The following is a 17,039-nucleotide window of genomic DNA, read 5'->3' as shown; positions in this document are numbered from 1 at the left end:
ATCGGGGGCTTCTGCGCCCATTGTGGGGGAATTGACCTCAGGGACTTCTAAGATTTTCTGAGGTTTCTGAACACCCCACCCGCCTCATGCGTATGGAATGGAGCCGCTTCACTCCTGTCGGGCGCCTCCGCTGCCCCGCAAGGAAGTCAGAGGAGTTCCATGGGACGCAATGCACGAAAACGACGTTCGCCACTGGCCGTTCGCGCCGTGGCCGCATCCGCGGCCCTCGCGATCGGTGGAGGCGGTCTGGTCTGGGCGAACTTCTACGCCTCGGCTCATGAGAAGAACAACACGCAGAACAGCACCAAGGCCGCCACCTCTCAGGTGGCCACGATCGACTGCCCCGATGTCGGTCAGCAGCTCACCAGTGTTCCCGATAAGGCTCGCGGGGAGGTCGACGGTGAGCTGGCCACGCTCGACCAGCAGATCACCGAGGCCTACCAGCGCCTGGCCACCACCCGGGACGCGCAGACCCGGGACGCCAGCTTCGTCCAGAACGCGGTCCTGCAGCCGCTGAAGGACCGGCGGGCGAACATCATCGACCGCATCCAGCTGGAGATCACCCGGGTCGGCGGTACCGCGCCGGACTCGCTGGACGGTCTCGCTCCCTGCACCGGACAGTCGGTGGAACTGCCGCAGACCAACGACGGCGAGGGCGGCGACGCCCAGGGCCAGACCGGTGACGGTCAGGAGACCGCGAGCCCCGCGCCCGGCGACGAGGCCGGTGCGGACGCCGGTGCCGATGCCGGTGCGGACGCGGGCGGCGACGCCGGCGGGGAAGACGCGGGCGGCGACGACGCCGGTGCGACTCCTCCGGTCAGCAACGGTCCGGTGGCAGCCGACTTCCAGGACATCACCGCCGCGCAGGGCAACGCCCAGCTGGGTGTGGGCGCGAACGGGCTCGCCGCGAACGGCAGGTCCGGTTCGAAGGGCACCTTCAGCACCAAGTGCGGCACCAACGGGAACGACAACCACAACACGGACAACGTGATCGTCGCCCCGGGTGTCACCAACGGTGCTCACCACCTGCACGACTACGTCGGCAACCAGAACAACGACGCGTTCGCCAGCGACGCGGACCTGGCGGCGGCCGACACCACCTGCCAGAACCAGGGTGACAAGTCGTCGTACTTCTGGCCGGTGCTCCGTCTCCAGGACGGTACGCAGGACTTCGACCAGAACAACGCCGGTGGCGGCACCGAGGGCAACGTGGGCAAGATCCTGCAGCCCGTCCAGGCGCAGCTCAAGTTCGTCGGCAACAAGCGGGGCAAGGTCGTCGCGATGCCGTCCGCCCTGCGCATCATCACCGGTGACGCCAAGGCCTTCGTCAACGGCAACGCCAACGCCAACGTGAACTGGAGCTGCACCGGCTTCGAGAACAAGGTGCAGCTGGAGGACAAGTACCCGATCTGCCCCGAGGGCAGTGACGTGGTGCGGACCACCAACTTCCAGAGCTGCTGGGACGGCCAGAACATCGACAGCGCCAACCACCGCACGCACGTGGCGTTCGTCCAGGCCGACGGCACCTGCGCCAACGGCTTCAAGGCGATCCCCCAGCTCCAGGTCCGCCTGGTCTACGACGTCCCGGCTCCGACCATCGAGAACGGTACGGTCGTGAACCCGTACGCGGTGGACAGCTTCCCGGAGAACCTGCACAAGCCGATCACCGACCACAACGACTTCATCAACTTCTTCTCCGCGAACACGATGAACAAGCTGGTCAAGTGCATCAACACCGGCAAGAGGTGCCAGTAGCGAGAAGTACCGACAGGCAGTGGCCCGCTGAGAAGCTGAACCACTGAGAAAGCCGGTGGCGGGAATTTCCGCCACCGGCTTTCGTCTGCCCCGGACCGGTACGGGTTCCGGTGGCCGCCCCGAGGAACCCGCGCGCGGTCAGCCGCTGTGACCCGTGTGCACGGTCCCCACCTCCATGGCGCCGCCGAGCCGGCCGCGCAGCGCCGTCACGACCTTCTGCTCGCCGACGGCGACCCACTTGCGGCCGACGAGGTAGAACCCGCCGTAGTCCTTGGCCCCGTTGATCCACTCGCGCTGGCCGCGGTCGGTGGCGAACGTCGCGAGGATGAACTTGCCGTCCGTGTTCTTGCAGGTGGCCTGCCGGATCTCGTCCGCGTCCGTCTGCATCTCGGGGTCACAGCCCGCCTCGCTCGCGATGTGTTCCAGGCTGCCGGTCGCGGTGACCGGCACCGGGTCGGACTTGTCCTCGGCGGCGCAGCCCGTGAGCGCGAGCACCGCCACGGCTCCGGCCACCGTGAGCTTCGGTCCCGTCAACCTCATACCTACGTACCTCCGGTCTGTGCCGGCGCCCATGCCGCCGGGAGCCCTGTCGAACGAGGGCCCTCGCCCTGGATACGGCTCCCACCGGCCCAGCGCTCAATCAACGGCCCCGATCGGCCTCGGTGGGCACACCCGTGCGAGGGTGGGCCCGTGAACGAAGACTGGGAAGAGCGTACGGCGGCGGCGTGGGCCACGTTCGACGACTACGACGAAGAGGACGCCGCGGACTTCCGGGCGGTGATCGACTCGCTGGTCGCGGAGCTGCCCGCGGCCAGTCCGCTCGGCCCCTTCGAGCAGGCCTGCGCCTGGGACTCGACGGGCCACTCGGACAAGGCCGTTCCGCTGTACCGGGAGGCGCTGGCCCGCGGGCTCGGCGGCTACCGAGGGCGCCGCACCAAGATCCAGCTCTCCAGTTCGTTGCGGAACCTCGGAAAGCCGGAGGAGGGCGTCGACCTGCTCGGCCCCGAACTCGTCGCCCCCTCGGACGAGTTGGACGACGCGATCCGCGCCTGCCTGGCGCTCTGCCTCGCCGACCTGGGCCGCGAACGCGAGGGCCTCGCCCTGGTGATCGGCGCCCTCGCACCGCATCTGCCGCGCTATCAGCGGTCGATGGCGAACTACGCGAGGCTCCTGGTCGAACCGGAGTAGACACCGGCGGGTGACCATCCAACGGTTCGCTCGTTCTGCTCTATGTGCAGTCACAGGATGTAGCCCCGCGCCCCGCGCCGTCCTCAGGCCCGGTCATCGATGTCGAGCAGGCCGAGGCGGCGCTCGTCGAGCACTATCCGCGGCTGGTCCGGCTCGCCTATCTGGTGCTGCCGCCCAGCCTCGGCCGCAACCGCCGGGTGCTGACCGCGCACGCCCTCACCCAGCGCGCGCTGCCCCGGGGCCGTACGTCCGGTGACGCGACGGTCATCCCGGCCCAGCAGACGGGCGGCGGCCGCGACGGCGACCCGGGCTACGCCTTCGTACGCCTCCGAGTGGTGCGTACGGCGCTGGAGGCGGGCCTGCCGCTGGCCCGGCGGGCGTGGCCCAGGCGGTCCCAGCTGCCGCCGCTGCTGCCCCAGGTGTGGGGTCTCAGGCTCTTCCCGCGGTCGGGCGGTGCCGACGAACTCGCCCTGGACCAGCGGCTTTCCGCGCTCTCCGGGCCCGCCCGCGCCGCCTATGTGCTGCGCGGCCTGGAGAAGCTGTCCGAGGCCGACGTACGGAAAGTACTGACGGCGGCGGGCGTCGACGACCCGGGCGCGGCGCTCGCGGTGGCCGCCGGTGTCGAGGCGCAGGACTCCCTGCTCAACTCCCCCGAGTTCGACCCCTGTTCGCTGCACGCCCGGCCCACCGACCTGATGCGGCGCAGGCAGCACCTGAAGGCCGCGATCGCCGCGACCGCGGCTGTCGTGGTGTGCGGTGCGCTGCTCGGCCTGCCCGGCGAAGGCTGGGGGCCCGACGGCGCGGCGGCGCCGCCCTACGCACAGAACCCGGCGGCCCAGGCCGCCCTGGATCCGGCGCGGTTGACGAAGGTGCCGGCCCTGGCCTGGCAGTCGTCCGCGCGCACCGACTTCTCGGTGTGGCCCGCGCGCGGCGGCCTCACCGGGGACAGCGCGCTGCTGCGGCGGGCGCTCGCCGTGTGGGCGCGGCCCGGTGAGTCCGTGGCCGTCTCGGCTACCCCCGGCACACCGTCCGGCGCCCCGTCGGGACCGCCGCAGCTCCTGTACGCCGGGGTGGTGGACCAGGCGCGTGTCGTGCTCCTCTTCGACGGGCTGCGCATCGCGCGGTACGCCGAGCCGACCGACGGCACGAGCGGCGCGGCCCTCGACTTCGCGCGGGTCGACGGCGCGAAGCCGGCGGAGGCGGAGGCGGTGGTCCTCGACCGGACCGACGGCAACGTCCGTTATCTGACCGCCCCTTGGGTGACCGGGGCCGCCGAGCGGGACCTGATGAAGCCGTCCTCGGGCACCATGGACCTCGCCCTCGCCGCCGACGGCGTCACCGCCCCGCTGGCCAGCCCCGCCCAGCGGTCCGGCGCCTGCACCTCGTGGAACGTGCTGGAGCTGAAGGACGGCTCGGGTACGGGGCTGCTGACCGACCTCGGTGAGCTGACCCCGGCCCACCTCACCTCGGGACGGCCCTCGGCCCCCGGCGAGGTGTCCGGCGCCGAGGCGCTGCGGAACTGGGCGCCGTACGCCTGCTCGCTGGCCTCCGTGCGCTCCCACGGCGTGCGGACCGTGAACGCCTGGCAGTACGCGCGGCAGTCGCTGCCCGACGCCGGTGGCAGCGCCACCTGGGTGTGCACGCGGGCCGACACCTGGCGGGGCGGCGGCACCCGCGTCCTCGCGCAGTTCCGGACGCCCGGCGCGGCGTACGGAGCGGTCGCCGCGAAGGCCGAGAACTCTCCCGCGTGCGGTTCGCGCGACCCGCACGTGCTGGCGGGCGTGCTGTGGAAGTCGGGCACCGGGAGCTGGTATCTCCTCGCGGCCGGGAGCAAGGACACGGCGTCGGTCGGTGTGACCGGCGGGGTGACCGGCTCGGCGAAGGGCGCGCTGCTCGCCGTACGGACGAAGCAGGGGGCGCAGGCCGAGCTGAAGGGAAGCCTGGAGGACGGGCGGGAGATCAGCGGGCTGCGCTAGTGCGGTAACAGGCGACAGCCGCCCGCTGACACTCGCGTCAACAAGTCTTCGCACAAGGGTTCTCCCCGGGCTTACCCGTCAGTACATTGACGGCATGTCCAACACGCGGGCGAGGCTTCCCGAACCGGTCGACTCCGAGCGGATACCGCTCAAGGCACGGAAGGTGTCGTTCTCCTGGGAGGACACACCCTTGCACTGGGTGCCTGGCGATCCGTTCGCCACGCACACCATCAACGTGCTGCATCTGCTGCTGCCGGCGGGTGAGCGCTGGTTCGTGCACGTGTACAAGCAGGTGCTGCCCCACATCCGGGACGAGCGGCTGCGCGAGGACGTCATCGGGTTCATCGGCCAGGAGGCCATGCACGCGCAGGCGCACGACGAGGTACTCCCCCACCTCAGGGAACTCGGGCTCGACCCGACGCCGTACACCGCCCAGGTCGACTGGCTCTTCGAGAAGCTCCTCGGCGACCGCACGCTGCCGCCCGGCAGGGCCCGCGAGTGGTGGCTGATGGAGCGGGTCGCCATCATCGCGGCGATCGAGCACTACACCGCCTTTCTCGGCAACTGGATCCTGAACGCCGAGGAGTTGGACCGGCGCGGCGCCGATCCGACCATGCTGGACCTGCTGCGCTGGCACGGGGCGGAGGAGGTCGAGCACCGGTCCGTGGCGTTCGAGCTGTTCCTGCACGTCGACGGGGGCTACCGGCGGCGCGCGCGGACCTGGGCCACCGCCTTCACCGCTCTCGTCTTCCTGTGGCAGCGCGGGGCGCGGTTCTTCATGGAGAACGATCCGACGCTCACGGCGGGCCGGGCGAGCTTCAAGGACTTCTACCTGGGCGGGAGGGCGGGAGTGCTGCCGTCGACCGGGGACATGCTGAAGTCCGTTCCGCGCTATCTCAGCCGGTCCTACCACCCCTCCCAGGAGGGTTCTACCGAGCAGGCCGTGGCCTATCTCGCCTCCTCGCCCGCGGCGACGGCCGCGGAGCGGGGCGCGGCCTGATGCCCCGGCTGCGGACGATCGTGGCCGTCGCCGGCACGGCTCTCCTCGCCAGGCGGGCGATGCGCCGCCGTATCGGTGGCTCGCCGCTGTGGCCGCTGCCCGCGCTGGAGAACCCCGTCTCCGGCCGGCCGCGCTCGCGCGCGCTGCGGCTGTCGGTCACCCGGCACGAGCGGGTCGCCGACGGTGTCGTACAACTGCGCCTGGAGGGGCGGGAACTGCCGCGCTGGGAGCCCGGCGCGCATCTCGACCTGGTGCTGCCCTCGGGGCTCGTACGGCAGTACTCGCTGTGCGGGGACCCGGAGGACACCTCGTCGTACACCGTCGCGACGCGGCTGGTGGGCGAGGCGGCGGGCGGGCGCGGGGGTTCGCGCGAGGTCCACGACGGGCTCCGGGAGGGCATGGAGGTGGAGGTGCGCGGGCCGCGCAACCGTTTCCCGCTCGTGGCCGCGCCCGGGTACGTGTTCGTGGTCGGCGGTATCGGGATCACGCCGGTCCTGCCGATGCTGCGGTCGCTCCAACAGGACGTCGACTGGCGGCTGTTGTACTGCGGGCGGACGCGTGCCTCGATGCCGTTCCTGGAGGAGGTCGGGAAGCTGCAGGGCGGGCGGGTGACGGTCGTCGCCGAGGACGAGGACGGACTCCCCGATCTCGACGCGCTGTTCGCGGAGGTACCCGAGGGCGTGGTGGTCTACTGCTGTGGCCCGCAGGGGCTGATGGAGGCCGTCGAGGCCCGGCTTCCGGAGGGGGCGGCGTTGCACCTGGAGCGGTTCACGCCCCGAACCTCCGCCGAGGGGAACGGCGAATTCGAGGTCGAACTCCGTCGCAGCGGGCGTACGTTGACCGTTTCCGCCGACTCCACCGTGCTCGCCGCCGTGCGTGCGGAGCTGCCGGACACCGCCTACTCCTGCGAGCAGGGATTCTGCGGGACCTGCCAACAACGGGTGCTGGAGGGGGAGATCGAGCACCGGGACGAGCTGCTGACGGATGCGGAGCGTGGCGACTCGATGCTGATCTGTGTATCCCGGTCGCGTGGTGAGAGGATCGTGCTGGACATGTGAACCGCCTTGGGCGGACCGTGCCGTTCCAGGCCGGATCCGATCGGTAAGGTGTTCGTATGACAACCGGGGTACGCCGCAGAATGGGTGTCGATGAACGGCGGCAGCAGCTGATCGGCGTCGCCCTCGAACTCTTCAGCAGACGCTCGCCCGACGAGGTCTCCATCGACGAGATAGCCGCTGCCGCCGGTATCTCGCGGCCGCTGGTCTACCACTACTTTCCCGGCAAACTCAGCCTGTACGAGGCCGCGTTGCAGCGCGCTTCGGACGATCTCGCGGAGCGGTTCGTGGTCCCCGCGGAGGGCTCTCTGGGTTCGCGGCTGCTGCGGGTGATGCACCGGTTCTTCGACTTCGTGGACGACCACGGGCCCGGTTTCGCGGCGCTGATGCGGGGCGGCCCGGCCGTCGGCTCCTCCACCACCAACGCACTGGTCGACGGGGTGCGGCAGGCCGCGTACGTCCAGATCCTGTCGCACATGAACATCGAGAACGCGCCTGCCCGGCTGGAGTTGATGATCCGCTCGTGGGTCTCGCTCGTCGAGTCGACGGCGCTTCTCTGGCTGGACGGTCGGCGCATCCCGCGCGCCGACCTGGAACGGCAGCTCGTGCACGACTTCGGGGCGCTGGCCGCGGTGAGTGCCGCCTACGACGAGGAGCTGAGCGACCTGCTGCGCGAGTCGCTCAGGGGCGAGCCGGGCGACGGGCCGTTCAGCGACCTCGTCATCCGGCTGATCGCACTGGCGTCACCACCGGCGACGTAGACCCCGGCGGGACTACTCCTCGTACTTCCGGTACGAGGGGTCGAGGTCGCGCACCTCCGCGGACGCGTGCACCTTCGCGACCCCGTCGGTGGGCTCGATGTGCTTGCGCAGCAGGTCCAGCACGGCTTCGGTGAGCTCGGCCTTGGTCTCGTCGGTGCGGCCGGCGAGCAGCGCGAGGGTGACGTGCACGATGGCCGGTCCGCTCGCGCCCGTCGCCGCCGCGTCTCCCACGACCTCGTCCTCGGTCCTCAGGACCCGCGTCTTGCACGCCTCGATGCGCGCGGCCGCCACCTCGACGACCACCGGGTGCAGGGCCAGCGCGAAAGCGGTCCAGTCGACGTGATCGAGCCCCGGGGAGCGTTCGATCGTGATCTGCGGCATGAGCACTCCTCTTCCAGAGATGTCCCGGTCAGCCTAGCCGGAGCGCCAGCAGCGCGATGTCGTCCTCCCGGTCGCGGCCGAAGCAGTCGAAGAGGGTGTCGCAGAGGGCGTCGAGTCCGGGCAGGGCACCGGCGGCGGCCGAGCGGAGGGTTTCCATCGAGGCCGCGAGGTCCGTGCCCCGGGTCTCGATCAGGCCGTCGGTGACCATGAGCAGCCGGTCGGTGGGTTCGAGGAACAGTTCGGTGGGCGGCGGGTGGGACAGGCCCACGCCCATCAGCGGTCCCGCGGCCTTGGCGTAGTCGGCGCTGCCGCTGTCCCGGATGATCAACGGCGGGATGTGGCCCGCGTTGGCGATGCGGGTGCGGCCGGTGGCGGGGTCGATCAGCGCCAGGCAGACGGTGGCGGTGACCTCGGGGTGGTAGCGCTGGAGCATCCGGTCGAGGCGCTCGGCGAGCACGGCCGGGTCGCTCTCGTCGACGCAGTAGGCGCGCAGCGCGTGCCGGATCTCGACCATGACGGTGGCCGCCTCCAGCGAGTGCCCGACGACGTCGCCGACCGCGGCGAGCACACCGTCGCCGACGCGCAGCGCCGCGTAGAAGTCCCCGCCGATCTCGGTCTCGTGGGACGCGGGCACGTACCGGACCACGACGTCGACGCCCGGCAGTTCGGGCAGCCGGTGCGGCTGGGGCAGGAAGCTGTGCTGGAGGGTGAGGGCGACGTGCCGTTCGACCTGGTACATGAGCAGCGGCTCGGCGGCGAGCGCGGTGGCCTCGGCGAGCCTGGCCACCAGGGTCTCGTCCTCGGGGTTCACCCGGCGTACCCCGCGGGTGGGCGTGGCCAGGCACACCGAGGCGCGGCCGTCCTGAATCGGGATCAGCGCGAGGCGGGCGTCGTGCTGCACGCCCGGCCGGAAGAACCCGGCGGGCCACAGCGGCGCGGGCACCGTGGTGAGCCGCACCCCCGACTGCCCGCGGACGAGCCGCCGCAGCAGCCCGGCCACGGTCCGGTGGGCGCCCTCGTCCGGCATCGCGAGCGAGGTGCGGTCCCGTGAGGTGCTGCGGTACAGCTGGTCGTCCGGGCCGAGGACGAAGACGGCCGCGGGACCGCCGGTGAGCCGCGCGGTCCCTTCGGCGGCGGCGTCGGCGAGTTCCTGCGGGGAGCGTGCCGTCTGGATGGCGACGATCGTCTCCGACAGCCGGGTCAGCCGCCGTGCCAGCGCCTGGTCACCGGCCCGCAGCCGCGCGGCGCGCACCGCGGACCGGATCACCGCGTCGATCTCCTCGGGCTCAGCGGGCACCGTCAGATACGCCTGGCCGCCGACGTCGAGACCCCGGCAACGGTCGCCCGCGTCCACGGTGGCGGCCGAGAAGTGCACGACGGGCAGGCCGGCCATGTGCGGCCGGTCCTTGAGCCGACGGCACAGTTCGAAGCCGCTCATGTCCGGCAGGTTCACATCGATGAGCGCCACGTCGGGCAGGGTGCCCTTGCGCAGCCCTACGTCGAGTTCGACGAGTGCGTCGTGGCCGCTGGAGACGGACACGACCTGATAGCCGACGCGGCGCAGCAGGGCGCCCATGGCGTACCGGCTGGCCGCCACATCGTCCACGACCAGCACGGTCGTGTCCGTCCGCTTGCCGTTGACGTCCATCTGCCAGCCCTTGGACATGCCGGTGGGACAGACCTGGATTCGAGGCCTGTCCCACCAAGATAATGCTCTTTTTCAGGAACTCCGGGAAAATACCGCCACCGTGCGCCCCGGAACGGAGAACGTGCCCGTTTTCTCCGCATACGAGGAGGACTTGACGGTGGAGTCCGCGCCCGCCGCCTGCACCGGATGCAGCGCGTACGCCGTCCCGGCCGAGGCCGCGACCTTCTGCTCCTGCCGGTCGGGCGTCGCGTTGAAGACGACGACGAGGTCGCCGAGCCTCATGGTGATCACACCGGGTGTCTCGTCCCTGCCCGACAGCGGGAAGGACAGCTTCGACTGCACCCGGCCGGCCGTGCCGAGCGAGAAGACGCTCTCGGTCGTACGGATGCGTTGCAGGTCCTGGTAGGCGGCCGAGCTGCCCTCGATCTGGTCGCAGCCCACCTTGACGGAGGTCAACAGGGGTGTGGCGTATGGCCACTTGGAGACGTTGTCGGCCGCCATCGGCAGCCCGCGTCCGAAGCCGTTGCCGTTCCGGCAGTTCCAGTGGATGGCGTTGAACCAGTCGCCGCTGTCGTAGGAGTTGCGGTCGAGGGACTTGGAGCGCAGCAGGTCGGAGCCGGCCTGCGAGAGGGACGGGCCCTGCGAGAGGGTGGCCGTCGCCATGGCGAGGACCTGCATACGGGCCCGGTCGCCGGCGCTCGTCCCGGCGGGCAGCTTGTAGGTGAGGGCGTCGTACAGGGACTCGTTGTCGTGGGCGTCGGCGTAGGCGAGGGCGTCTCCGGGCGCGTCCGCGTATCCGGCGGGCTGGCCGTTGTAGTCGACCTCGGAGCCCTTGACCTCCGTGCCGCTGGTGTCGGTGAAGCCGTACCCGGCGAGGTTGCCGGTCAGCCCGACCTTGATGAGGTCCTGGTAGTGCAGCAGGCGCGCCTTCTGCTCGGCCGAAGTGCCGTTCCCGGTCGAGGAGTTGGGGTCGGTATAGAGGCCGGACGCGAAGCCCTGGACGCCGGGGTCCTCGTCGAACGGGCCGCCGCCGCGTACGGCGTCACGGGCACGGTCGGAGAAGGTCGCGACGCCTGTCCCCGCCATGTTCTTCTGGGTGGCCTGCGGGAAGCGGGCGTCGTCGGCGATCTCGCCGAAGTTCCAGCCCTCGCCGTACAGGATGATCTTCCTGCCGTCGACGCCGTCCTTGGTGAGGGTGAGGGCGTCGAGCGCCCTGCGGACCGCGAGGATGTTGGCCTTGGGGTGGTGCCCCATGAGGTCGAAGCGGAAGCCGTCGACCTTGTACTCCCTGGCCCAGGTGACGATCGAGTCGACCACCAGCTTGCCCATCATGGCGTTCTCGGTCGCCGTGTTGGCGCAGCAGGTGGAGTTGGCGACGCTGCCGTCGGCAAGGAGCCGCTGGTAGTAGCCGGGGACGACCTTGTCGAGCACCGAGGTGTCGGCCTGCCCACTGGCGGCGGTGTGGTTGTAGACGACGTCCATGACGACCCGCAGGCCGTCCTCGTTCAGCGACTTGACCATCTCGCGGAACTCGACCGTACGGTCCGTGCCGTCCGGGTCGGTCGCGTACGACCCCTCCGGAACGGTGTAGTGGAAGGGGTCGTAGCCCCAGTTGTAGGCGTCCTTCGCGGCGACCTTCGCGACGCACTCCTGCTGCTTGTCGGAGGCGGCCGGGTAGGAGGCGAGGTCGCAGTCGGTGGTCGCCTGGTCGGACTTCTTCTCGGGGATGGTGGCGATGTCGAACGCGGGCAGCAGGTGCACGTACGAGGTACCGGACTCGGCCAGTTCCCGGAGGTGCTTCGAGCCGTCGCTGTCCTTGTCGGCGAAGGCGAGGTAGGTGCCCGGGTGTTCGGCCGTGGGGTCCGCGACCGAGAAGTCCCGGATGTGCAGCTCCTGGATCTGGGCGTCCTTCAGCGCCACCGCCTTCGGCTTCCTGAGGGTCGACCAGCCCTTCGGGGCAAGGGACCTGGCGTCCAGGTCGACGACGAGGCTCCGCTCGGAGTCGGCGGTCAGGGCCACCGAGTACGGGTCGGTGACCGGGTTGGTGACGACCTTCTGGACCGTCGGCGCCCACACCTTGACGACGTACCGGTAGGGCTTGTTCGTCCAGGACCTGTCGCCGGTGACCGACCAGACGCCGGTGGTGTCGTTCCGCTTCATCCTGACGGCCGTGCCGTCGAGGTCCAGGGCGACGCTCTGTGCGGTGGGTGCCCACACGGCAAGCGTGGGGCGGCCGTTACGGAAGGCCGGACCGAGGTCGGCCTTCGTCGCGTCGTACACGTCGTCGAGCACGCCGGCGATCTGTACGCCCGTCGCCGACAACACCGCTCCGTTCACGGCCCGTTGCGAGGCGACCAGCTGGCCCCTCAGCGCTTCCCGCACCCGGTCACGGTCGCGCGGGTCGACGGTCCAGGCGGTGTAGTCCTTGAGATGCGGAAAGGCGGCCTTCTGGGCGTCGGTGAGCGTGGACCTGGACAGGCGGAGCCACTTGGCCTCCCCGGTCAGGGTGCCGTCCTTCACCGCGATCGAGCCGTCGCGCGAGTAGAGGAGCTGCGTGGACACCGCCGCCTCCGAGCCGTTCCAGGCGACCGTGTTCCGATCGATCCAGACGGCCTTGGACGTGGTCAGGTCGAGCGCGGCCGCGCTGCCCGCCGGCTGCGGGAGCAGGTACTTCTCCTGCCCGTTCAACAGCCACACCTCGTGGCCGTTCGCCGCCAGGTCCAGCGACTGGTCGGTGGGAAGGTCCTTCTCGTCGCCCTTGTGGAGGATGTAACTGAGGCTGGTGGCACCCTCGGCGAGCGGCACCTCGTACACAGCGCCATAGGCGTCGGTGTCCACCGGCTCCAGCGGCTTGGACCAGTCCGTGCCCGTCGCGGCGCCCGTCCAGACGTGCAGTCCCCAGCCGTCGTAGTCGCCGTCGGCGCGGTGGTAGTGCAGGACGGCCTTCGACCTGTCCTGCGCCGGGTAGTCGGGCCGCTCGGTGAGGGCGGCCTCCTTGCCCTGTTCGAGCCAGATCTCGCCCGTCCTGGTGACGTCGATCGTGCGGTCGGCGGAGACGTCCTTGTTGCCGTCCTTGTCGATCACGAGATAGCTGACGTTGGCCGCGCCCGGCTTCAACTTGACGTAGGCGAAGGCCCCGTAGGCGTCGCGGCCGATGAAGTCGTGGCCCTCGGGCCAGGTCGTCGCCTCGCCGTCGGCGAGGTCGCCCCAGGCGTAGAGCCGCCAGTCGGTGTAGTCGTTGTCGGCACGCTGGTAGTGGACGATCGCGTAGTCGCGCGACGTGACCGTCGGGACCTCTTCGGCGGGCGGGGTGCCCGTGACCGAGGTGGCCGTGGTGCTCGATGTGCGTCCGGCCGAGTCGATGACAACCGCCTTGTAGCGCAGGGCGGTTCCGGCCGGTACGTCCTTGCCGACGACCTGGGTGACCTTGTACGGGGCGTGGTCGGCGGAGCCGAGCGTCCGCCACTTGGCATTGCCGACCTGGGCGGCGAAGACGACACGGTTCAGCTGACCGCCGGTGACGTCGGCGCTCAGCTCGACGGTGCCGGTGGCGCCCGCGTCCGGTGCTTTCAGGGTGAGCGTCGGCTTCGAGGCGGGCGCAGCGAGCTTGCCCGCCGCCTTGAGGACGACGGCGGAGCCGGCCGGGACGGCGACGGTGACCTGGTTGTCGGCTCCGCTGGTGACGGTGTCCTGGGTGCCGTGGATCCCACGGAACCTCATGTCCGCCGAGCCGGTCGCGAAGGTCGCCGTCTTCGCCTCGTCCGCGTTGTTCACGGCCACGACGTACTCGGTGCCGGTCTTGGAGTCCGTACGGGAGAAGGCGTAGACACCGGCGCCGTCGGCGGCGTACCGCTCCGTCTGGACGCCGTCCGCCAGGGCCGGGTTGGCCTTGCGGAGCTTGGCGAGAGCACTGATCTGCTTGTAGAGCGGTGCACTCGTGTCGTACGCGTCGCTCGCGTGGGTACGGTCGGTGCCGAGCTCGTCGTCGTCGAGGTAGTCGGCGGTTTTGGAGGCGAACATCGTCTGACGGGCGTCCTTGTCGCCGCCCGCGCCGGTGAAGCCCTGCTCGTCGCCGTAGTAGACGACCGGGTTGCCGCGGCTGAGGAACATCAGCTCGTTGGCGAGCTGGTCCTTCTTCAGCAGCTCGGCGTCGGTCGCGTCCGGGTTGTCCTGGTCCAGGAAGTGGCCGATGCGGCCCATGTCGTGGTTGCCGAGGAAGGTGACCTGTTCGTACGCGTTGGCCTTGTCCGTCGTGTACTTGTAGTCGTCGCCGAAGACCGAGGCCAGCTTCCGCGCGCTGCCGCCCTGGGAGGCGTACTGGCGGGCCGCCTCCTGGAAGGGGAAGTCGAGCGTGGCGTCGAGGCGGCCCTCGGTGACGTACGGCGAGGTGACCGAGGTGTCGGCGGAGTAGACCTCGCCGAACATGAAGAAGTCGTCACGGCCCCGCTTCTTCGCGTACGCGTCCAGGGCGGTGGCCCACTGCGTCCAGAACTCCATGTCGACGTGCTTCACGGTGTCGATCCGGAAGCCGTCGATGCCGAAGTCGCGGACCCACTTCTCGTAGATCTTCTCCATGCCGCCGACGACCTCGGGGCGCTCGGTCCACAGGTCGTCGAGACCGGAGAAGTCGCCGTTCTCGGAGCTCTCACCGGCGAAGGTGGAGTCGCCGCGGTTGTGGTACATCGTCGGGTCGTTGAGCCAGGACGGGACCTTGGTGTTCCGCTTGGCGGCGGGCACGGTCGGCGTGCGCGGGAAGGAGTCGGCGTCGACCTCGGGGAAGTCCTGCGAACCATCCGCGTAATCGGCGTCGTCGAAGGGCTCGCCGTCCTTCGTCAGATAGGGGAACGCGCCCTGGGAGAGGTACCCGTAGGACTTCTCCTCGTAGTCGACGACGTCGGCGGTGTGGTTGGTGATGACGTCGAAGAAGACCTTCATGCCCTTGGCGTGGGCCTTCGAGATCAGCGTCTCGAGGTCCTTGTTGGTGCCGAAGTGCGGGTCGACCTGGGTGAAGTCGGTGATCCAGTAACCGTGGTAGCCGGCCGAGGCGTTGTCGCCGGTGCCCTGCACGGGCTGGTTCTTGAAGATCGGCGCCATCCAGATGGAGGTGGTGCCGAGACCCTTGATGTAGTCGAGCCGCTGGGTCAGACCCTTGAGGTCGCCGCCCTGGTAGAAGCCCTTGTCGGTGGGGTCGTAGCCGGTCGACAGGCGTGAACCGGTCAGACCGCCCCGGTCGTTGGACGAGTCGCCGTTGGCGAAACGGTCCGGCAGGACGAAGTAGAACTGCTCACGGGTCGCGTCGTTGCGGGCGGCCGTCCTGGCCAGCGTCGCGTCCGAGGGGGGTGCGGGCGGGGTAGCGGCGCGGGCCGCGAGGGGCTGGACGAGCGCTGCCGCGAGGGCGGTCACGGCGACGGCCGCGACCCTTCCGCGGTGCGAGGTCCGTCCGGGCTGCGCGCTGCGGCGCACCCAGGGCGCCGGCCATCTCGGTATCACAGGCGTGAACTCCTCGCGATTACGGCTCATTCGGGTCAGGCGGGCAGGTCCGAAGCCCCGTCTGCCCCACGCCGCGGCTCGGCCTCTTTGCCGGGCGCCGGCGTGAACGTATCGCTCACGCAAGCCTTACAGCAAGAGTCTTGAAAGCGATGGCAAGAACTTTCACATCTGCTCGTGACAGAGGGCCCGTTCACCATGGGATCGGTGAACGGGCCCTCCTCCGCCGCCACTCAGCAGCTGGACTTGCCCGAGTAGATCGCCAGCGCCGTGTTGGCGCCGAGTGTCGCGGTGAACTGGCCCGAACCGTTCACCGAGACGGTCGTGTTGCTCTGGACGTTGCAGTAGGTTCCCGCCGCGAGGGAGGTCTGGTACGTACGGCTCAGCGAGGACGACTCGTGATTGACGGCCACGAAGCCCTTGGAGCCGCGGCCGAAGGCGATGGCGTCGGCGCCGTTGTCCCACCAGTTGGTGACCGACTCACCCCGGGTGGCGTTGCGGAAGGCGACCATCGACTGGATCTCCTGCCAGGCGTGCTGGCACTTCCAGCCGTCCTGCCAACAGGCGTTGACCGTCCCGTCGTTGGGCGGCCCGGCATCGGTGGAGGAGAACTCGTACCCCGAGTTGATGTCGGGCGCGCCGTACGGCCAGGCGAGCATGAAGACGTTGGCGAGCGTGTAGTTCGCCCCGTCCTTGTAGTTCAGCGTCGAGCCGTTGCGCTCGGTGTCGTGGTTGTCGACGAAGACGGCCGAGACCCCGCTGCTCATGTACCCCCAGCCCTCGCCGTAGTTCTTCAGGTAGGCGAGGTTCTCGTTGTTGAAGACCCGCTTGAGGTCGTAGGCGTACCGGAACTCCTGGACGTCGCCGGTGCCGGTGTACTCGGTGGGCTGGACCGCCTCGCCCGCGCCGTAGATGGCCTCCTGCTTCCAGTACACGCCCGTGTTGCTCAGCCTGGACTTGATGTTGGCGAGGTCGGCGGCGGGCATGTGCTTGGCCGCGTCGATGCGGAAGCCGTCCACGCCGTAGCCGAGCAGGGTGTTCAGGTAGCCGGCGATGGCGGACCGGACGTACGACTCACCGGTGTCCAGGTCCGCGAGACCGACCAGTTCGCAGTTCTGGACGTTGGCGCGGTTGGTGTAGTCGCTGATGCTGGCGGTGCAGTCGTCGAAGTCGTACGAGGAGTACAGGCCCGGGTAGTTGTACTTCGTGTACGACGAGCCGCCGGTGCCGGTGCCGCTGCCCGCGGACATGTGGTTGATGACCGTGTCGACGACCACCTTCACGCCCGCGTTGTGGCAGGCCGTGACCATGTCCCGGAAGTCGGTGGCGTCACCGAGCCGCCCCGCTATCCGGTAGCTGACCGGCTGGTACGAGGTCCACCACTGCGAGCCCTGGATGTGCTCGGCGGGCGGGGAGACCTGGACGAAGCCGTACCCGGCGGGGCCGAGGCGGCCGGCGCACTCCGTCGCGACGGAGTCGAAGTCCCACTCGAAGAGGACGGCGGTGACGTCTTTGGTGCCGGGGGGAGACGCTTGCGCGGTGCCGGCGGGGACGGCGAGCGCGACCGACGCGGCCGCCGCGAGGGCGAGGGCACCGGAAAGGGTTCTGCTGGCCATGTGGGGATTCCTTCTCCATTGAAGGTCCATGGAAGGTGCATTGAGGCGCATTGAGGTGAATTGAAGGTTCTTGCAGAAAGCTTGCAGAGCTGTGCGGGTGCCGCAGATAGTAGAGGCCCGCCTCCCGAAGCGGAAGGCGGGCCTCTGAAACTGTCAGAAACTTCTTGCAGAG

At 69.9% G+C, this 17,039-nt stretch carries 11 protein-coding genes; 6 read left to right on the top strand and 5 right to left on the bottom strand.

Annotated features, from left to right (window positions below; genetic code table 11):
• Window positions 1-159 precede the first annotated feature (159 nt).
• On the top strand, window positions 160-1,755 hold the full coding sequence (locus ACIBLC_RS24880; protein WP_399213369.1) for a DUF1996 domain-containing protein: 1,596 nt from the start codon (window positions 160-162) through the stop codon (window positions 1,753-1,755).
• 138 nt (window positions 1,756-1,893) lie between these two features.
• Here ACIBLC_RS24880 and ACIBLC_RS24875 read toward each other — a convergent pair whose 3' ends face one another.
• The gene (locus ACIBLC_RS24875) at window positions 1,894-2,295 is read right to left on the bottom strand and encodes a hypothetical protein (protein WP_399213368.1); all 402 of its coding nucleotides are present in this window, start codon (window positions 2,293-2,295) and stop codon (window positions 1,894-1,896) included.
• Between the two features lie 150 nt (window positions 2,296-2,445).
• On the opposite strand from ACIBLC_RS24875, the gene ACIBLC_RS24870 reads away from it, so the two are divergent.
• From ACIBLC_RS24870 to ACIBLC_RS24850, 5 genes are all read left to right on the top strand, one after another.
• Window positions 2,446-2,943: a tetratricopeptide repeat protein gene (locus ACIBLC_RS24870; RefSeq protein WP_399213367.1), complete on the top strand. Its 498-nt coding sequence runs from the start codon at window positions 2,446-2,448 to the stop codon at window positions 2,941-2,943.
• 44 nt (window positions 2,944-2,987) lie between these two features.
• Window positions 2,988-4,919: a hypothetical protein gene (locus ACIBLC_RS24865; protein ID WP_399213366.1), complete on the top strand. Its 1,932-nt coding sequence runs from the start codon at window positions 2,988-2,990 to the stop codon at window positions 4,917-4,919.
• 94 nt (window positions 4,920-5,013) lie between these two features.
• A complete protein-coding gene (locus tag ACIBLC_RS24860) occupies window positions 5,014-5,919 on the top strand; it encodes a metal-dependent hydrolase (RefSeq protein ID WP_399213365.1) in 906 nt (301 codons plus the stop codon).
• Window positions 5,919-6,977 carry a PDR/VanB family oxidoreductase gene (locus tag ACIBLC_RS24855; protein WP_399213364.1) on the top strand — a complete coding sequence of 353 codons (1,059 nt, stop codon included), beginning with the start codon at window positions 5,919-5,921 and terminating at the stop codon, window positions 6,975-6,977. Before ACIBLC_RS24860 ends, ACIBLC_RS24855 begins: the two co-directional genes overlap by 1 nt.
• Window positions 6,978-7,033: 56 nt before the next feature.
• Entirely contained in the window at window positions 7,034-7,735 is a 702-nt protein-coding gene (locus ACIBLC_RS24850; protein ID WP_399213363.1) for a TetR/AcrR family transcriptional regulator, read from the top strand.
• A gap of 12 nt (window positions 7,736-7,747) precedes the next feature.
• Here the strand turns inward: ACIBLC_RS24850 and ACIBLC_RS24845 are convergent, their stop codons facing one another.
• The 4 genes from ACIBLC_RS24845 to ACIBLC_RS24830 all read right to left on the bottom strand — a co-directional run bounded on the left by ACIBLC_RS24845 (window position 7,748) and on the right by ACIBLC_RS24830 (window position 16,867).
• The gene (locus tag ACIBLC_RS24845; RefSeq protein WP_399213362.1) at window positions 7,748-8,116 is read right to left on the bottom strand and encodes a 5-carboxymethyl-2-hydroxymuconate Delta-isomerase; all 369 of its coding nucleotides are present in this window, start codon (window positions 8,114-8,116) and stop codon (window positions 7,748-7,750) included.
• 28 nt (window positions 8,117-8,144) lie between these two features.
• On the bottom strand, window positions 8,145-9,764 hold the full coding sequence (locus ACIBLC_RS24840; protein WP_399213434.1) for a SpoIIE family protein phosphatase: 1,620 nt from the start codon (window positions 9,762-9,764) through the stop codon (window positions 8,145-8,147).
• A 72-nt stretch (window positions 9,765-9,836) separates the two neighbouring features.
• Complete coding sequence (pulA, locus tag ACIBLC_RS24835; protein WP_399213361.1) at window positions 9,837-15,254, bottom strand: pullulanase-type alpha-1,6-glucosidase; 5,418 nt, start codon at window positions 15,252-15,254, stop codon at window positions 9,837-9,839.
• 230 nt (window positions 15,255-15,484) lie between these two features.
• On the bottom strand, window positions 15,485-16,867 hold the full coding sequence (locus tag ACIBLC_RS24830) for an alpha-amylase family protein (RefSeq protein ID WP_399213360.1): 1,383 nt from the start codon (window positions 16,865-16,867) through the stop codon (window positions 15,485-15,487).
• Window positions 16,868-17,039 lie beyond the last annotated feature (172 nt).

Source organism: Streptomyces sp. NPDC050535, from assembly GCF_044457665.1.
In the GTDB taxonomy this organism is placed as follows: Bacteria; Actinomycetota; Actinomycetes; order Streptomycetales; family Streptomycetaceae; genus Streptomyces.
This window is presented reverse-complemented; position numbering and strand designations above follow the sequence as displayed.